This window comes from Cognatitamlana onchidii, from assembly GCF_004804355.1.
GTDB lineage: Bacteria > Bacteroidota > Bacteroidia > Flavobacteriales > Flavobacteriaceae > Cognatitamlana > Cognatitamlana onchidii.
Genome location: NZ_SRWZ01000003.1, coordinates 257059 through 274203, shown reverse-complemented (window position 1 = coordinate 274203; position 17145 = coordinate 257059). Strand labels below are relative to the sequence as shown.

The window sequence follows — 17145 nt, the reverse complement described above, 5'->3', positions numbered from 1 at the left end:
CTTCAACAGGTGCCTCAATCCCTAACGCGCAACCGAGTAAATAAATATAATAACCCAATATGAGCGAATTACTTAAAGTACCAACAATGGCAGAATACATGGCCGAAGGAAAGCAACCAGAAGTATTATTTTGGGTAGGTTGTGCGGGAAGCTTTGATGATAGAGCAAAAAAAATTACAAAAGCCCTTGTAAAACTTTTAAATAAGGCAAATGTAGATTTTGCAGTATTAGGTACCGAGGAAAGTTGTACTGGCGATCCAGCCAAACGTGCAGGGAACGAGTTTTTATTTCAAATGCAAGCAGTAACAAATATTGAGGTGTTAAATGCTTATGAAATAAAAAAAATAGTGACAGCATGTCCACATTGTTTTAATACAATTAAAAATGAATATCCAGGTTTAGGCGGTACTTACCAGGTTATGCATCATACGCAATTTTTAAAATCACTGCTAGATGAAGGGCGTTTAACCATTGAGGGCGGGAAATTTAAAGGGAAGCGTATTACATTTCACGACCCTTGTTATTTAGGACGAGCCAATAACGTTTATGAGGCCCCAAGAGATTTAATTCAAAAGTTAGAGGCCGAATTGATAGAGATGAAGAACTGCCGTAAAAATGGGTTATGCTGTGGGGCAGGAGGTGCACAAATGTTTAAAGATGCTGAGGAAGGAGATAAAGAAGTTAATATAGAACGTACAGAACAAGCACTTACTGTAAAACCAGAAATTATTGCTGCGGGCTGTCCGTTTTGTAACACCATGATGACCGATGGTGTTAAGGCTAAAGAAAAAGAAAGTGACGTTGCCGTTATGGATGTTGCTGAGTTAATTGCTAATGCCCAAGATTTATAACTAAAAAAATGCTAGTAGATTTTAATACATTACCAGAAGAATCAAGAGTTTGGATATACCAAGCAAATCGCTCTTTTACTGAGGAAGAAATACAAGAAATCAGTGAAAAACTTGATGTTTTTATTGAAAACTGGACGGCCCATGGTGGAGATTTGCAAGCAGGTTATACGATTAAATATAAGCGTTTTATAGTTATCGGATTAAACCAAAGTTTAAATGCGGCTACAGGTTGTTCTATTGACGCTTCCGTACATTTTATTCAACAGTTAGAGAAAGACTATAATGTTGATTTAATGGATAAAATGAATGTGTCTTATAAACAGGGGGAGTATGTGGCTTATAAATCTTTAGCAGACTTCAGGAAAATGGCTAAGGACAAGGCTGTTTCAAAAAACACCATTGTGTTTAATAATCTAGTAACTAACATCAGTGAATTTCATGAAAATTGGGAAGTGCCAGCTAGCGAAAGTTGGCATAGTAGATTCATAAAATAGCTGTCCCAAAATCTTTATAAATCTATCTTAAAGTCTTTCGATCTATTTGTAAAAGTATTATTTTGGCATGGTTATTAATATAGCCTATTGGATATTAGTAATGCTTCTTAATTAAACATTTTTATGCGCCATATTTATTTACTACTGTTTATCTTAACCTACACCTTGTTTGGGTTTGGTCAAAAGGCTATAAACCCGTTATTAACAGACGATGTTGCTGCTCAAAAAGCATGGGTAGATAGTATATATGATGGCATGTCCCTAAATGAAAAAGTTGGGCAATTATACATGGTTCAAGTAATGTCTAATCAGGATGGCAAGGAGAAGACAGAGATCATCGAAACTATAAAAAAGTACCATATTGGTGGGCTTATTTATTCCAAAGGCGGACCTTACAGACAAGCTAAGCTAGATAATGAACTTCAAAGTTTATCTAAAGTCCCTATGTTGGTTGGTATGGATGCAGAATGGGGGTTGAGTATGCGCTTGGATTCTACGTATGCATTCCCATGGAACATGACTTTAGGAGCTATTAAAGACAATAGACTTGTCGAACAAACTGGTAAGCATATTGGAGCGCATTGTAGGCGTTTAGGGGTTCATTTTAATTTTGCGCCAGTTGTTGATATAAATACGAATCCGTTAAACCCAATTATAGGGAATCGTTCCTTTGGAGAAGACAAAGACAATGTTACAAAAAAGGCGGCTGCTTTTATGAGAGGTATGCAAAGTGCTGGTGTTTTGGCGAACGCAAAACATTTTCCAGGTCATGGCGATACCGATCAGGATTCTCATAAAACGTTGCCAACCATTAATTTTTCTGAGGAGCGAATAGATTCTGTAGAACTCTATCCTTATAAAAAACTTATTAGTGAAGGCCTATCTAGTATTATGGTAGCACATTTAAATGTACCTAGTTTAGAACAAAGGGCAGGTTATCCCTCATCGCTTTCTAAATACATTGTTACCGATGTATTAAAACATAAACTTGGGTTTCAAGGATTAATCTTCACAGATGCCTTAACCATGAAAGGGGCTTCAGAATTTAGTGAAACAGGCGATATTGATTTAGCTGCTTTTCTGGCTGGGAATGATGTCATGTTAATGTCTGAAGACGTTGGTGTGGGTGTTTCTAAAATTATTGAAGCCTATAACCAAGGCTTGATAGATGAAACGCGTTTAGAACATTCTGTAAAAAAAATATTACGTGCAAAGTATAAAGTAGGGCTTCATCAATATAAGCCAATTAGTTTAGAAAACTTATCGGCCGATTTAAATAGACTGAAAGATGATGTGCTTTATGAAGAACTTATGGAAAATGCCATAACAGTTGTAAAAAACGATCAAGATTTATTGCCACTTCAACAACTTGAAACAAAGCGTATTGCCTATGTTAAATTAGGAGACGATACTGGTTCAGCTTTTTTTAAGGAATTAAAGAAATATACTAAAGTTCATGCCATAGAAGCAAAGCGTTTAAAAGATTTAGACGGGAAGCTACAGCCGTATAATTTGGTAATTGTTGGTTTTCATCGATCTAATGATAATCCATGGAAATCGTATGAGTTTAATGAAGAAGAGATAGAGTGGCTAGAGCGCATTTCAAAAAAACATACGATTGTTCTAGACGTTTTTGTAAAACCATATGCGTTATCTGCACTAAAGAGTGTGAGTAATATAGAAAGTATTGTGGTAAGCTATCAAAATAGTGCGATAGCCCAGCAAAAATCTGCACAGATCATTTTTGGTGCTTTATCTTCAAAAGGTAGATTACCTGTTTCTGTAGGCAAGCATTTTAATTTGTATTCAGGGATTTATAATAATGCTTTAAAGCGACTAAGTTATACGTTTCCAGAAAGAGTTGGAATGAGTTCTGAAAAGTTGAATAAGGTTGATTCGATAGCAAATTATGCTGTCAAAAAAAAAATGACTCCCGGAATTCAGCTGCTTATAGCGCGAAAAGGTAAGGTTATTTACAATAAAAATTTTGGAAAGCATACCTATAAAGGAAAGGAAAAAGTAGAATTTGATAATATCTATGATGTTGCGTCTTTAACAAAAATAATAGCCACGTTGCCACTGGTTATGGAGTTAGAAGAGCAAGGTATTATATCATTAGATTCTAAACTATCACAATTGCTTCCGGAGTATAAGGACTCAAATAAAGCAGATATTACCGTAAAAGAAATGCTATCTCACTATGCTCGTTTAAGGCCGTGGGAGCCATTTTATTACTATACTTTAGATTCTATTACCAAAAGGCCAAGGGAAAAATATTATAGATTTAAACAAAGCGATTCCTTTAATATTGAGGTGGCAAGGAATATGTTTTTAAGAACAGATTACCAAGATTCCATTCCAAAGATTATCAAGGATTCTGAGTTGTTAGATAAGTTAAAATACCGCTATAGCGATTTTCCATATTATATTTTAAAGAAATTTATAGAGGAACACTACGACAGAACATTGGACGAGTTGGTCCAGTCACATTTTTATGAACCGCTTGGGGCTAATAATACGATGTATAAACCTTTTTATAAAATAAGCAGTAAAAAGATTGTACCGACCGAAATAGATGATTATTACAGATATCAAAAAGTGCATGGTTATGTTCATGATATGGGAGCCGCCATGCAGAATGGTGTAGGAGGGCACGCTGGCGTTTTTAGTAATGCTAACGATGTGGCAAAAATTATGCAATTATATTTGCAAAAAGGATATTACGGCGGGAAGCGATATTTAAAACCAGAAACAATAGAAAAGTTTAATACTTGTTATTTTTGCAGTCAGGATAATAGAAGAGGTGTGGGGTTTGATAAGCCCCAATTGGGTGATGAAGGACCAACCTGTGGATGTTTATCAATGACAAGCTTTGGGCATTCCGGTTTTACAGGTACCTATGCGTGGGCCGATCCAGAAGAAGAACTCGTTTATGTCTTTTTAGCAAACAGAACGTATCCGAATGCTGGAAAGAACCTGCTGCTAAAGGAAAATATAAGAACAGAAATACAACGCTTTATTTACGAAGCGATAGAAGATTAGGATATGAAAATAGGGATTGTTTGTTATCCAACATTTGGTGGTAGTGGTGTGGTGGCCACAGAATTAGGCTTAGAGCTTTCTAAACGCGGTCATGAAATACATTTTATTACTTATAATCAACCTGTTCGATTAGAGTTAATTAGTAACAATGTACATTATCATGAGGTAAATGTACCAGAGTACCCATTATTTCATTATCAACCTTATGAATTAGCTTTATCTAGTAAGTTGGTTGATATGGTAAAACTTCATCAAATAGAGATTCTTCACGTACATTATGCTATTCCTCATGCGTATGCAGCTTATATGGCAAAAAAAATGCTTCAAGAAGAAGGTATTTATGTGCCTATAGTTACTACTTTACATGGAACAGATATCACTTTAGTAGGCAGTCATCCGTTTTATAAGCCAGCCGTTACATTTAGCATTAATAAGTCTGATGCTGTTACCGCGGTTTCAAAGAGTTTAAAAGATGATACTTTACGCTTGTTTGATATAAAAAACGACATTCATGTGGTTCCCAATTTTATTGATTTAGAAAAGCATGATCTTCATGGTTTTACAGATTGTCAACGTGGTATGATGGCAAAAGACAATGAAAAGATTATTACGCACATTAGTAATTTACGACCTGTAAAACGAGTTCAAGATGTAATAAGTGTATTTTATAATATTCAGAAAGAAATACCGGCTAGGTTAATGTTTATTGGTGAGGGACCAGAAAAGGAAAAAGTAGAACAACGTTGCATCGAACTAGGTATTATAGATAAGGTGGTGTTTTTTGGTAGAAGTAATGAGATTGATAAAATATTGTGCTTTAGCGATTTATTTTTGTTACCATCACAAACTGAAAGTTTTGGCTTGGCAGCATTGGAAGCCATGGCGTCTGGAGTACCTGTAATATCGAGTAATACAGGAGGTATACCAGAGGTTAATATTCATGGCGAATCGGGCTTTTTAAGTGATGTTGGAGATGTGAAGGATATGACTAAAAATGCCTTATATATTTTAAGCGATAAAGATCGATTAAAGACTTTTAAGGATAATGCTAGAAAACAATCTTTAAAATTTGATTTGCATGCTATCGTACCTCAATATGAGGCCATTTACGAAGATACTTTAGCAAATTGTTTAGTACTATAATTAAATATGCTGATCTATAAGGATAGCATTACCATCAGGATCTAAAACAACTAGACTTGCTGGACCCGAAGTATCTTCATTGGTTTCTCTTTCTAGCTTTATACCGTTGTTTTTCAAGTGTTCCTGAATATGCCTCACATCGTCAAAATCTTCTAGAGTGTTAGCATTTTCATCCCACCCAGGATTAAAGGTTAATATATTATTTTCAAAAATGCCTTGAAATAAACCAATTAAAGATTTATCATTTTTCATGATGAGATAATTATTTTCAATAGCTCCTGCAAACACAGAAAAACCAAGGGTTTCATAAAATGCTTTCGAAGCATTAATATCTTTTACACTTAAACTAACAGAAAAGGCTCCTAATTTCATGATATATGGTTTTATGTGTTCTATAAAAATACTAAAAAATTGTAGATTAGGTTCTAAATGTTTTAATCTGTTACATGGGTTTAGTACTCATGTCAAAATCTCAGTAAATAGTATGACTACCAAAAGCAATCATTATCTTTTCTATATCGAATAATACGATACTAGATTTTCAAAATTATAACTAAAAAACAATACTTTTCCTTAAAGCATGGTAGTATTTATTTTAAAAGCTTAGTGTTACCCATTCTCAAGAATTTGATTGTATAAATTATAGCGTTCAAAAATATCTTTTACATAGTTAACAGGTTCAACGCCGTGTACATACCCGAATTTTATTTCTGGTTTAGTGTAATACTTTCTATAAGTTAGTTTTAACATAGAATTTTCAACATGATTTTCCCAAACAGTTGGATTACCTCCTTCAAGTTTTGTTAAAGTCACAGCATCTTTTACATGATTTAACCCAGCATTATAGCTAGCTAAGGTAAATTTTATACGCTGCTCATGATCTTCTATTGTAGGCCATTCATTCCATAACTGGTTTAGATATTTAGTTCCGGCTTTTAAGCTTTCTTCTGGGCTAGAAGGGTTTGAAATCCCTAATTCTTTGGCAGTAGAGGGCATAATTTGCATGAGTCCCTGCGCACTAGCCCAACTTTTGGCAGTAGGATCAAACCTTGATTCTTGGTAAACTTGACTCGCCAAGAGCACCCAATCCCACGGGAGCCTATCCGCATAAGACTTAATTAAATCGTCATAGGGACTGAGTTTACCATTTTCATTTAAAACGTAGTCACCTTCAGTATGCTTTTTTATACTCTGTCTATTTTTGTAATACCTATTATAAATAACATGATAGTCTGATTGCCTTTTGGCTTTTTTAATCCAATCGTTTAATGCCGCTTTTAAGTCAGGAGCATTTTTCCTTAAAACCCAAGATGCTTTTTGTGAAAGACTTACTGGTACTGAAACATCAATATTTTTAAAATGATAGGCATGCATTTTTGCAAGGGTGTTATCGGCGATAGTATATTTTATTTCGCCTGCGCTTACCATACCAATAAGTTCATCTGTTGTGATATTTGAGTCAACTTCATCAATATAAATGGTTCCTCCCACCTCATTCATTAAATTTTCTAGCCGCATTTTATAAGAAGATAAACGTCTTACACTTACGGTATCATTAATTAGTTCTATAGCATCATTTTTAAGGGTCCTTTTAATTTCATGAAGTTTTAACTGTCTCCAATTATGAGGTTTTCGCTGCACTAAAACTTGTCGCGTTAAGTATAGATAATTGGTAAATTCGAAACGCTTTTTTCTGTTTGTTGTTGGTGTAAAGCCATGCGCAACAATATCTCCTTTACCACTATTAAGCCATCCACCTAGAACATCAAAGTCTTTTGCAACGACAATTTCTAGCTCAACCCCAAGTGCTTTGGTTAAGTCTCTTAAAAGCTCATATTCAAATCCCATTGTTTCCCCTTTGTATATGAAAAAACTGGTAGGTCCATGTACTACAATAGCTTTTAAAACACCTCTTTCTTTTATGGCTGGAAGATCAAATTTTATGGGCGTCGATATTGGGGTCTCATCAAAAGAATCTATTTCTTTTTTCTTATCAGGAGTTGAATTACAGGCTTGAAAAAAAATAAAAAGAACTAATAAAAATCGCAGTGGAGTTCGCATATGAAAGCATCAAATAAGGCTTAATATACAAAGAATATAAAAATTAAAGCTATTGGATAAGAAATGTAAACACATTAAAAAGACATGTGCTTTGTAAAACATCTAAGGAAAGAAAGTCAACCTTATTAAATTTTTTAAACTATAATCTGTAGCGCACATTTAATCCAAAACCGCCCCAATCAAATGTAGTATTCTCAATAATCCAAAAGGTGGGTCTATAGTCAATGCCAATAGTAAGAGGCACATCAAAAATAAATTCTAACCCTATCTCGCCACTTGCACCAAGAAAAAAGTTGTCGCCGATATAGGTTGATGGTCCAACACCAGCATACCAATTGAAATTATCTTGTCCTAAAGGTTTGTGTATAAGATCCCAAAGGGCATCAATCCCAACACCTTTTCCAAAGGAGATATTTGCGTGAATTCTATGCATTCCAGCATCAAAAACACCATCTAGGGCTACGTTATTTTCGCCAGAAACATCGCCAAACCGAATTCCTAATTCTTGAGCGCTTAACGCTAAAGACGATATCATGAAAACGCTAAAAATTATTTTTTTCATAAGTTCGATATTTTGCCTGTTAGTTATAAAAACTATTTTATTTGAAGTATATTTCAAATTATTTATGGTTATAAAATTACTGCCAAAATTTTAATATAATAATCTATTTTGTATAATTTTTGTTTATGGACCTAACTACCTTAAAGTCAAAATTTTCTGGTGAGCTGTTTTTTGATGCGTTAACCAAATCCATTTATGCTACGGACGCTTCAGTTTATAGAAAGATACCCTTTGGTGTGGCGTATCCTAGGAATAATGAAGATATTAAGTTACTAATAGATTATGCGAATAAGAATAACCAGTCCCTTATTCCAAGAACAGCTGGGACATCTCTAGCTGGACAATGCGTAGGGGAGGGCATTGTAGTTGATGTTTCGAAGTACTTTACCAAGATTATTGAAGTTAATGAAAAAGCACGAACCGTAACTGTTCAACCCGGCGTGGTACGTGATGCTTTAAATAACCACTTAAAACCGTTCGGTTTATTTTTTGGTCCCAACACCTCTACATCAAACCGATGTATGATTGGGGGTATGGTAGGTAATAATTCCTCTGGAACCACATCTATACAATATGGTGTTACCCGCGATAAAGTTATGGAAATACAGGCCATATTAAGTGATGGGTCTGAAGCCGTTTTTAAGGACATTTCAAAAGAAGCCTTTAAAAATAAAATAAGAGAAGAAAGCTTAGAGGGGGCATTGTATGGCACTATTTACAATGAATTGAAGTCCGAGGAAGTTAAAAACCAGATTAACCATAACTTTCCAAAGCCCGAAATCCATAGAAGAAATACTGGATACGCTATTGATGAATTAATAAAATCGGATGTTTTTAGTAATTCTGAGTCCTCTTTTAATATGTGCAAGCTTTTAACAGGAAGCGAAGGAACTTTGGCTTTTACAACACAAATAACTTTAAAGCTAGATCCTTTACCACCCGCCCATAGTATCATGGTTGCAGCTCATTTTGATAGTATTGAAAGCTGTTTGAAAGCTGTTCAGCCTGTAATGAAGCATAATTTGTATACGTGTGAGATGATGGATAAAACCATTCTAGACTGTACGAAACATAACAAGACACAACAAGAAAACAGACAGTTTATTGAAGGGGATCCTGTAGCGATTTTAATGTGTGAGGTAAAGGCAGATACTAAGGAGGAGGTTGAAGCGCTAGCTAAAAGCCTTTTAGATGAAATAGAAAGGTCTGGCTATAGTTATGCGTTCCCGGTATTACGAGGGCAAGATATTAATAAAGCTGTAAACTTAAGGAGTGCAGGATTAGGGTTGTTAGGTAATATAATTGGCGACAAAAAAGGGGTAGCCTGTATTGAGGATACTGCGGTTGCCTTACCTGATTTGGCTCAATATATTACGGAATTTACGAGCTTGATGAAAGTTTATAAGCAAGAGGCCATTTATTATGCACATGCAGGGGCTGGAGAAATTCATTTACGTCCTATATTAAATTTAAAGCAAGGTAAGGACGTAAAGCTTTTTAGAAAGATTACCACCGATGTGGCACATTTGGTTAAAAAATATAATGGTTCAATGAGTGGGGAACATGGTGATGGTATTGTAAGAGCCGAGTTTATACCACTCATGATTGGAGAGGAAAACTACCAAATTATAAAGCGCGTTAAAACGGCCTTTGATCCTAATAATATATTTAATCCAGGGAAAATTGTAGATGCCTATCCAATGGATAAATCCTTAAGGTATACAGTAAATAGGGAGGAACCAAATATAAAAACACTACTTGATTTTTCTGACAGCCTAGGCATACTAAGAGCAGCAGAGAAGTGCAATGGATCTGGTGATTGCAGAAAACTGTCGGAATTTGGCGGTACGATGTGCCCAAGTTATAGAGCTACAAGAGACGAAAAGGATACAACTAGGGCCCGAGCCAACGCATTACGGGAGTTTTTAACTAATTCTGATAAAGAGAATAAATTTGATCACAAGGAATTAAAGCAAGTTTTCGATTTATGTTTGAGTTGTAAAGCTTGCAAAAGCGAATGCCCAAGTAGTGTGGATGTGGCAAGTTTAAAAGCTGAGTTTCTATATCAATATCAAAAATCCAATGGTATTTCATTGCGTACAAGGCTTTTTGCTTTTAATACACAGTTTAATAAACTAGCCAGTCTTACCCCTAGAATTTCTAATTTATTTTTTTCGAATAAAATCTCATCTAGATTCTTAAAAGCTTGTTTTGGCATTGCTCAAGAACGTAACCTGCCTTTGGTTTCTAAATCGACTCTGGAAGCTTATTACAAAAAGCAATTAAAATCAAAAAAAGAGTATCTTAAAACTATTTATCTTTTTAATGACGAGTTTATTAATTACCTAGATACTAGCATTGGTAAGGATGCCCTGTATCTTTTAGAAAAACTAAACTACAACGTTCAAATTATTAAAAATGACGAGTCGGGTAGAACCTTTTTATCTAAAGGTTTACTGGAACAGGCTAAAAAATGCGCAAATCGAAATGTAACATATTACAAGACCTTAATTTCAAGAGACACGCCTTTAATAGGAATTGAACCTTCAGCAATTTTAACATTTAAAGACGAATATTTAAAACTGGCAGACGATAAAGATTCGGCTAAAAAAATTGCAAAGCACACTTACTTAATAGAAACGTTTTTACAACAGGAAATAAAATTAGGTAATATAAGACCAGAGCAATTTACTAACGACAAAAAGATCATTAAGTTCCATGGACATTGTCATCAAAAAGCGCTAACGAATCAGTTATCTAGTTTTTCAGTTTTAAACTTGCCGAAAAACTATAAAGTAAGTGTTATACCAAGTGGCTGCTGTGGGATGGCCGGAAGCTTTGGTTATGAAAAGGAACACTACCATGTAAGCATGCAAGTAGGCGAACAAACCCTTTTTCCAGCTGTTAGAAAGGCTTCTCAGGATGTTATTATTGCGGCTAATGGTACCAGTTGCAGACATCAGATTAAGGATGGCACAGATCGAGAGGCATTGCACCCAATTTCAATCTTAAAAGAAGCTTTAATTTGATTTTTTGAGCTTTTTTTTGTCTACTATGGTAATTGCTGCAATTAAATCTTTAGTTTCTAAATTTTCGAAATCGTTTATATCCTCATCTGTAATGAATGGGGCTAGTTTGTCTTTGTTAAAATTGTAGATTTTCCAACGCTTAAATTGGTACTCCAAAGCCGTGAAGTTTTCAACCCAATCTCCAGAATTTAAATAAATGGTTTTACCATATTTGTTTTCGAAATGTTCTAGTTTAGGCTGGTGTATATGTCCACATATTACATAATCATAACCGTTTTCGATAGCTAATTCCGACACTACTTTTTCAAAGGCACTTATATATTTAATAGCACCTTTAACCCCGTTTTTAATTTTCTTTGACAAAGAATAACGTTCCTTGCCACGCTTGTCTAAGTACCAATTTACGAGTCTATTAAGAAGGGTTAACAAATCATAGCCATAGCCACCAAGTTTTGCTAACCATTTGGCATTTTGTATTGAAATATCGAAAACGTCACCATGAAAAAACCAAGCCTTTTTACCATGAAGCTCTAAAACAGCTTTGTCTACAATGGAGATGTTCCCAATAGTAGTGCTACTAAATTTTCTTAGCATTTCGTCATGATTACCAGTAATATAGATTACTTCCACACCATTGGAAGCCATGGTCATTATTTTTTTTATGACTTTAAGATGGGATTTAGGAAAATAACGTTTGCTAAATTGCCAAATATCAATAATATCGCCGTTTAGAATGAGCTTTTGGGGTTCAATACTATTTAAATAGGTTAGCAGGTGTTTGGCATGACAACCATAGGTTCCCAAATGAACATCCGATATAACTGCAATTTCTAGTTTTCTTTTTATTTTCAATGCATTGGTTTTATACCTCACAAATAACTTATTCTTATATTAATATATGATTACGTTATAATTATTTAAATATCAGGTGTTTGTTAAAATATTGTTATCTATTCTTACTCAAATTAATCTATAACAAGATGGTATTTCATTTCCTTATTTATCGGAATAGCTTTATTTTAGCCGAAAATTGAAATTATGGCTGGAAATTCCTTTGGAAGACTTTTTAATCTAACAACTTACGGAGAATCTCACGGACCTGCTTTAGGAGGTGTAATAGATGGGTGTCCGTCGGGAATTACCTTAGATTTAGACGATATTCAAAATGAATTAAATCGAAGAAAGCCAGGGCAATCAGCCATCGTTACGCAACGTAAAGAACCAGACACCGTTAAGTTTTATTCAGGGATTTTTGAAGGGGTTACTACCGGAACTTCCATCGGTTTTGTTATAGAAAATACAAACCAGAAATCTCACGATTATTCACATATAAAAGATAGTTACAGACCCAGTCATGCCGATTACACGTACGATAAAAAATATGGCTTAAGAGACTACCGAGGGGGAGGGCGTAGTTCGGCTCGTGAAACGGCTTGCCGTGTAGTTGCCGGTGCTATTGCAAAGCAAGTTTTAAAGGGCATTGAAATAAAGGCTTATGTATCTGGTGTTGGTACCATGAAACTTAACAAACCGTATACAGAATTAGACTTAACTCAAATAGAATCTAACATTGTACGTTGTCCAGACCAAAAAATGGCTGCAGAAATGGAGCAATATATTAAAGAGGTACGTAGTAAAGGGGACACTGTTGGTGGTATTGTTAGCTGTGTTATTAAAAACGTGCCAGTAGGTCTTGGGGAGCCTGTGTTCGATAAATTACATGCCGAATTGGGAAAAGCTATGCTTTCTATAAACGCTGTAAAAGGTTTTGAATATGGAAGTGGTTTTCATGGCAGCACAATGTACGGCTCAGATCATAATGATGCGTTTAATACCGACGGTTCAACAAAAACTAACTACTCTGGTGGTATTCAGGGTGGCATAAGCAACGGTATGGATATTTATTTTAATGTAGCGTTTAAACCTGTAGCTACGCTTATTCAGAAATACGAAACCATTAACAAGGAAGGAAGCATTGTAGAAATGCAAGGAAAAGGACGCCACGATCCATGTGTTGTTCCGCGTGCTGTGCCGATTGTAGAGGCTATGGCAGCTTTAGTTTTAGCCGATTTCCATTTAATTAATAAGTTGTATCATTAGAAGCTATTTTCCGCTTTCCGCTATATCTTTATTGTGCTTAACATGTTCAGTATCTAAACAGTTTAGTAATAGTAAGAAACTGTTTAACTCATATAAATTATTGGTTTTTCACAATATAGGATGCCGCATCAATCGGGGCTAAAATAGTTTCCAAAAAGGGTTAAATCTTCTAGTGTTAAATACGTCCTTAGGCGTTTCTATTTTTAGTTTCCGTTTTAAAAATACTTATCTTGTGGCTTCTTATAAAGACTTATATCTAACATGAAAAAACTAGCACTGCATTGGAAGATTATTATAGGAATGATTCTAGGAATCATTTTCGGATTTATCATGAATGCTATCGATGGTGGTAAGGGCTTTGTGGCAGATTGGATAGCGCCTTTTGGCACCATTTTTATTAATCTCCTTAAACTTATTGCGGTTCCCTTAATTTTAGCATCTTTAATCAAGGGAATTTCCGATTTAAAAGATATTTCAAAGATTAAATCTATGGGCTTAAGAACCATAAGTATTTATATAGGTACTACCGTAGTCGCTATTATTATAGGTTTAAGTATCGTTAATGTAGTAAAGCCAGGAGATGGGATGCCTCAGGATACCATCGAAAAAATTAAGGATAAATATGAAAATGATGCTGGGGTAACAGATAAGTTAGCGAAGGCATCGGCGCAAAAGGAAGCAGGTCCTTTGCAAGCATTGGTAGATATTTTTCCAAGCAATATATTCAAGTCTTTTTCGGAGGCATCTATGTTACAAGTAATTTTCTTCGCGTTATTTGTTGGGATTTGCTTATTACTAATAGGCGAGAAGAAAGCCAAACCGTTAATAGATTTTTTTGATTCTTTAAATGAAGTCGTCATGAAAATGGTAGACCTCATTATGCTTTTTGCACCTTATGCGGTATTTGCCTTGTTGGCTAATGTTATCATAGCATTTGATGATACCGAGATCTTAATAAAGTTATTATGGTATGCCATATGTGTTGTTGGTGGTCTCATAATAATGATCGCTTTTTATTTGTTGTTAGTAAGTGCATACACAAAAAAATCACCACTATGGTTTTTACAACAAATCAGTCCAGCACAATTATTAGCTTTTTCAACTAGTAGTAGTGCAGCTACTTTACCAGTAACAATGGAGCGTGTAGAAGAGCACTTAGGCGTTGATAAAGAAGTGTCTGGGTTTGTGTTACCAGTAGGAGCTACGGTAAATATGGATGGCACTAGTTTATATCAGGGTATAGCAGCTGTTTTTATTATGCAAGTTATCTGGCCAGAGGGCTTAAGCTTTTCAAACCAGTTGGTGATTATAGTTACAGCCTTATTGGCATCTATTGGTAGTGCAGCGGTACCTAGTGCAGGCTTAGTTATGTTAGTAATTGTGCTGGAATCTATTGGTTTTCCGGCAGAATTATTGCCTATAGGCATTGCATTAATTTTTGCAGTAGATAGACCTCTAGATATGTGCAGAACAGTTGTTAATGTTACAGGAGATGCCACAGTTTCTATGATAGTTGCTAAATCATTAGATAAACTGCACGATCCAAAGCCTAAAGAATGGGATGATCATTATGATGAAGTTAAATAATACTAATTCTGGTGATAATCCAATTATTGAACGATAGTTTCTTTACTTTTGGGAGTGCGAGAAATAATCACATGCAGAAAAATAAGTAAACAAAGTTTTTATTAAGAGTTTCAGAGTTTTAGAAGGTGTCTTTTGTTCATATATGTTGATAACTTGAATTTTCCCCTAGTGAGAAAAATTCTAAATTTGATATAGGAATTTAAATATTAAACTAATGAAACAAAAAGATGTTTGCTTTGTAATTATGCCTTTTGGCGGTTATTTTGATGAATATTATAATAATATCTATTATCAAGCTATAAAGGAACTTGGATTAACATCATTTAGAGCAGACGATATCTATAAACCGAGTACAATTGTGAAAGACATATGGGGGCTAATTCAAAGTTCTTCAATAATTATTGCTGACCTAACAAGGCAAAATGCAAATGTTTTTTATGAATTAGGTCTAGCTCATGCCTCAAAGAAACCAGTTATTTTAATTTCTGAGTCTATTGATGATGTACCATTTGACTTGAGGGCTTTAAGAGTAATCACCTATGACAAGAATGATAGTGACTGGGGAGGGAAATTAAAGCGTAAAATTAAAAAATCTATAAAAGAAACATTAGAATCGCCTCTTAAGGCGGTTGTGCCCGGCTTTTTAGAAGTCGAAAATAATACTAAAGTGCCCAGAAAAACAATTGAGTTTTTAGAACTGCGCAATGAAATTGATTTGTTAAAGCGACAATTAAATTCTAAAGGACATATAAAAACTTCTTTACCGAATGATATTGAATCAATGATTATTGATAAAACAGAAAAGGAAATCTTAATATTAATGGGCTTTGGTTATAGCCAGAAACAGATGGCTGATAAAATGACTATTTCTCTTTCCGCCATTGAAAAGCGAATTAAAAATTTGAAACAAAGAACGAATTCTAATAGTACTGCTGAATTAGTGAGGTTCGCAAGAGATTTGGGTATCATATAAAAAGATAGATAAAACTCTTTGACTTATTATTAGTCTAAGCAAGTGAAAATAAACCTTAATAAATATTTATGATTTTTGGTTTAATTAATTACGTTTACTAAACAAATTAAAGATTGATTGTTAACTGAAAGTTAAGAATTGTTGAGAATATCTAATGGAGACCTTGATTCAATATTGAGCACCTAAAAGAGACGCCATTGGATTTTGGGTTGTACTAAAAAAAAATTAAATTTATATCAATTAATAATAGTTAACTATGAATGTATGCTTTATCATGTACCCTTGGGAAGAAATTGATCCTGAAAACGACACGACCTTAACACTAATTAAGGAATGTGTTAAAAGAAAGCATGGTGTTGCCATGTGTACTCCAGAAAGTCTTACCATTAGAAATAGTGTAACTACAGCAAATTGTACAGTGGTTGGTCGTTTTGAAAAAACACCTAGTTCGCTAAAATCTTTTTATAATAAAGCTAAATTAAGAGAGGAGATGTTGCCCCTTGCTGGGTTCGATGTCATTTTTTTTAGAGCCAACCCGCCGTTAGATCCATTAATGTTGAATTTTTTAGACTCTGTAAAAGACGATGTGTTTATCATGAATTCACTGCAGGGTATGCGTGAAGCTAACAATAAACTGTATACGGCTGCCTTTGGTGATACACATAGTAATATTATTCCCGCTACCCATGTATCTAAAAGTAAGCGTTATTTAATTAGACAGATAAAAGAGTCTGCCGCAGATAAAATGATACTTAAACCTTTGAATGGCTTTGGAGGTTCAGGAGTTATTCTCATAGAAAAATCGGCTATGAGCAATATTAATTCGTTGTTAGATTTTTATATAAATAGTAGTGATGGTAAGTCTAACTACGTGATTTTGCAAGATTATATTGAAGGGGCCGATCAAGGGGATATAAGAATTTTATTGCTTAATGGTGAACCTGTTGGTGCTATGAAGCGTGTTCCAGGAAACGATGATCATCGCTCTAATGTGTCTGCAGGGGGAAGTGTGCAACGACACAGTTTAACTAAGGAAGAAAAGGCATTGTGTAAGCAAATAGGACCAAAGCTAGTAAATGATGGTTTGTATTTTGTGGGTATTGATGTTATTGGAGGAAAACTAGTTGAGGTAAACGTCATGTCTCCTGGAGGTATTACTTATATCAATAAGGTCTACAAGCTGAAAATTAAAATTGAAGAAAAAGTTATTGATTTTCTTGAAATGAAAGTACTTGATAAACTTGAGGCTTTCGATAGGCGTACCAGACTACGCAAAGCCGTAGAAGATGCTTAATGGTGGGTT

Annotated in this window: 13 protein-coding genes; 9 read left to right on the top strand and 4 right to left on the bottom strand. The window is 34.7% G+C overall.

What is annotated here, in order from left to right; genetic code table 11:
* Positions 1–59: 59 nt before the first annotated feature.
* From E5D58_RS07475 to bshA, 4 genes are all read left to right on the top strand, one after another.
* Positions 60–851 (top strand): (Fe-S)-binding protein, encoded by a 792-nt coding sequence (locus E5D58_RS07475; protein WP_136481228.1) that lies wholly within the window; start codon positions 60–62, stop codon positions 849–851.
* 8 nt (positions 852–859) lie between these two features.
* The gene (locus E5D58_RS07470) at positions 860–1345 is read left to right on the top strand and encodes an ABC transporter ATPase (protein ID WP_136481227.1); all 486 of its coding nucleotides are present in this window, start codon (positions 860–862) and stop codon (positions 1343–1345) included.
* Between the two features lie 123 nt (positions 1346–1468).
* On the top strand, positions 1469–4387 hold the full coding sequence (locus tag E5D58_RS07465) for a glycoside hydrolase family 3 N-terminal domain-containing protein (RefSeq protein ID WP_136481226.1): 2919 nt from the start codon (positions 1469–1471) through the stop codon (positions 4385–4387).
* A gap of 3 nt (positions 4388–4390) precedes the next feature.
* Positions 4391–5530: an N-acetyl-alpha-D-glucosaminyl L-malate synthase BshA gene (gene bshA, locus E5D58_RS07460; RefSeq protein ID WP_136481225.1), complete on the top strand. Its 1140-nt coding sequence runs from the start codon at positions 4391–4393 to the stop codon at positions 5528–5530.
* On the opposite strand, the gene E5D58_RS07455 is transcribed toward bshA, so the two are convergent.
* The 3 genes from E5D58_RS07455 to E5D58_RS07445 all read right to left on the bottom strand — a co-directional run bounded on the left by E5D58_RS07455 (position 5531) and on the right by E5D58_RS07445 (position 8153).
* Positions 5531–5902 (bottom strand): VOC family protein, encoded by a 372-nt coding sequence (locus E5D58_RS07455; protein WP_136481224.1) that lies wholly within the window; start codon positions 5900–5902, stop codon positions 5531–5533.
* Between the two features lie 237 nt (positions 5903–6139).
* Positions 6140–7591: an MltF family protein gene (locus E5D58_RS07450; RefSeq protein WP_136481223.1), complete on the bottom strand. Its 1452-nt coding sequence runs from the start codon at positions 7589–7591 to the stop codon at positions 6140–6142.
* Positions 7592–7730: 139 nt separating this feature from the next.
* Positions 7731–8153, bottom strand: a complete 423-nt coding sequence (locus E5D58_RS07445; RefSeq protein ID WP_136481222.1) for an outer membrane insertion C- signal — start codon at positions 8151–8153, stop codon at positions 7731–7733.
* Positions 8154–8278: 125 nt separating this feature from the next.
* Here E5D58_RS07445 and E5D58_RS07440 point away from each other — a divergent pair, with 125 nt between their 5' ends.
* Complete coding sequence (locus E5D58_RS07440) at positions 8279–11182, top strand: FAD-binding and (Fe-S)-binding domain-containing protein (protein WP_136481221.1); 2904 nt, start codon at positions 8279–8281, stop codon at positions 11180–11182.
* Here E5D58_RS07440 and E5D58_RS07435 read toward each other — a convergent pair.
* Positions 11174–12034, bottom strand: coding sequence for a UDP-2,3-diacylglucosamine diphosphatase (locus tag E5D58_RS07435; protein ID WP_136481220.1), 861 nt, complete (start codon positions 12032–12034; stop codon positions 11174–11176). The two genes, E5D58_RS07440 and E5D58_RS07435, sit on opposite strands and share 9 nt — an antisense overlap.
* A gap of 186 nt (positions 12035–12220) precedes the next feature.
* Here E5D58_RS07435 and aroC point away from each other — a divergent pair, with 186 nt between their 5' ends.
* The 4 genes from aroC (at position 12221) to gshB (ending at position 17136) form a co-directional block, all read left to right on the top strand.
* Positions 12221–13282, top strand: a complete 1062-nt coding sequence (aroC, locus tag E5D58_RS07430; protein WP_136481219.1) for a chorismate synthase — start codon at positions 12221–12223, stop codon at positions 13280–13282.
* 261 nt (positions 13283–13543) lie between these two features.
* Entirely contained in the window at positions 13544–14869 is a 1326-nt protein-coding gene (locus tag E5D58_RS07425) for a dicarboxylate/amino acid:cation symporter (protein ID WP_136481218.1), read from the top strand.
* 214 nt (positions 14870–15083) lie between these two features.
* Positions 15084–15842 (top strand): helix-turn-helix domain-containing protein, encoded by a 759-nt coding sequence (locus tag E5D58_RS07420; RefSeq protein WP_136481217.1) that lies wholly within the window; start codon positions 15084–15086, stop codon positions 15840–15842.
* 256 nt (positions 15843–16098) lie between these two features.
* Positions 16099–17136: a glutathione synthase gene (gshB, locus tag E5D58_RS07415; protein ID WP_136481216.1), complete on the top strand. Its 1038-nt coding sequence runs from the start codon at positions 16099–16101 to the stop codon at positions 17134–17136.
* The last annotated feature ends 9 nt before the right edge of the window (positions 17137–17145 follow it).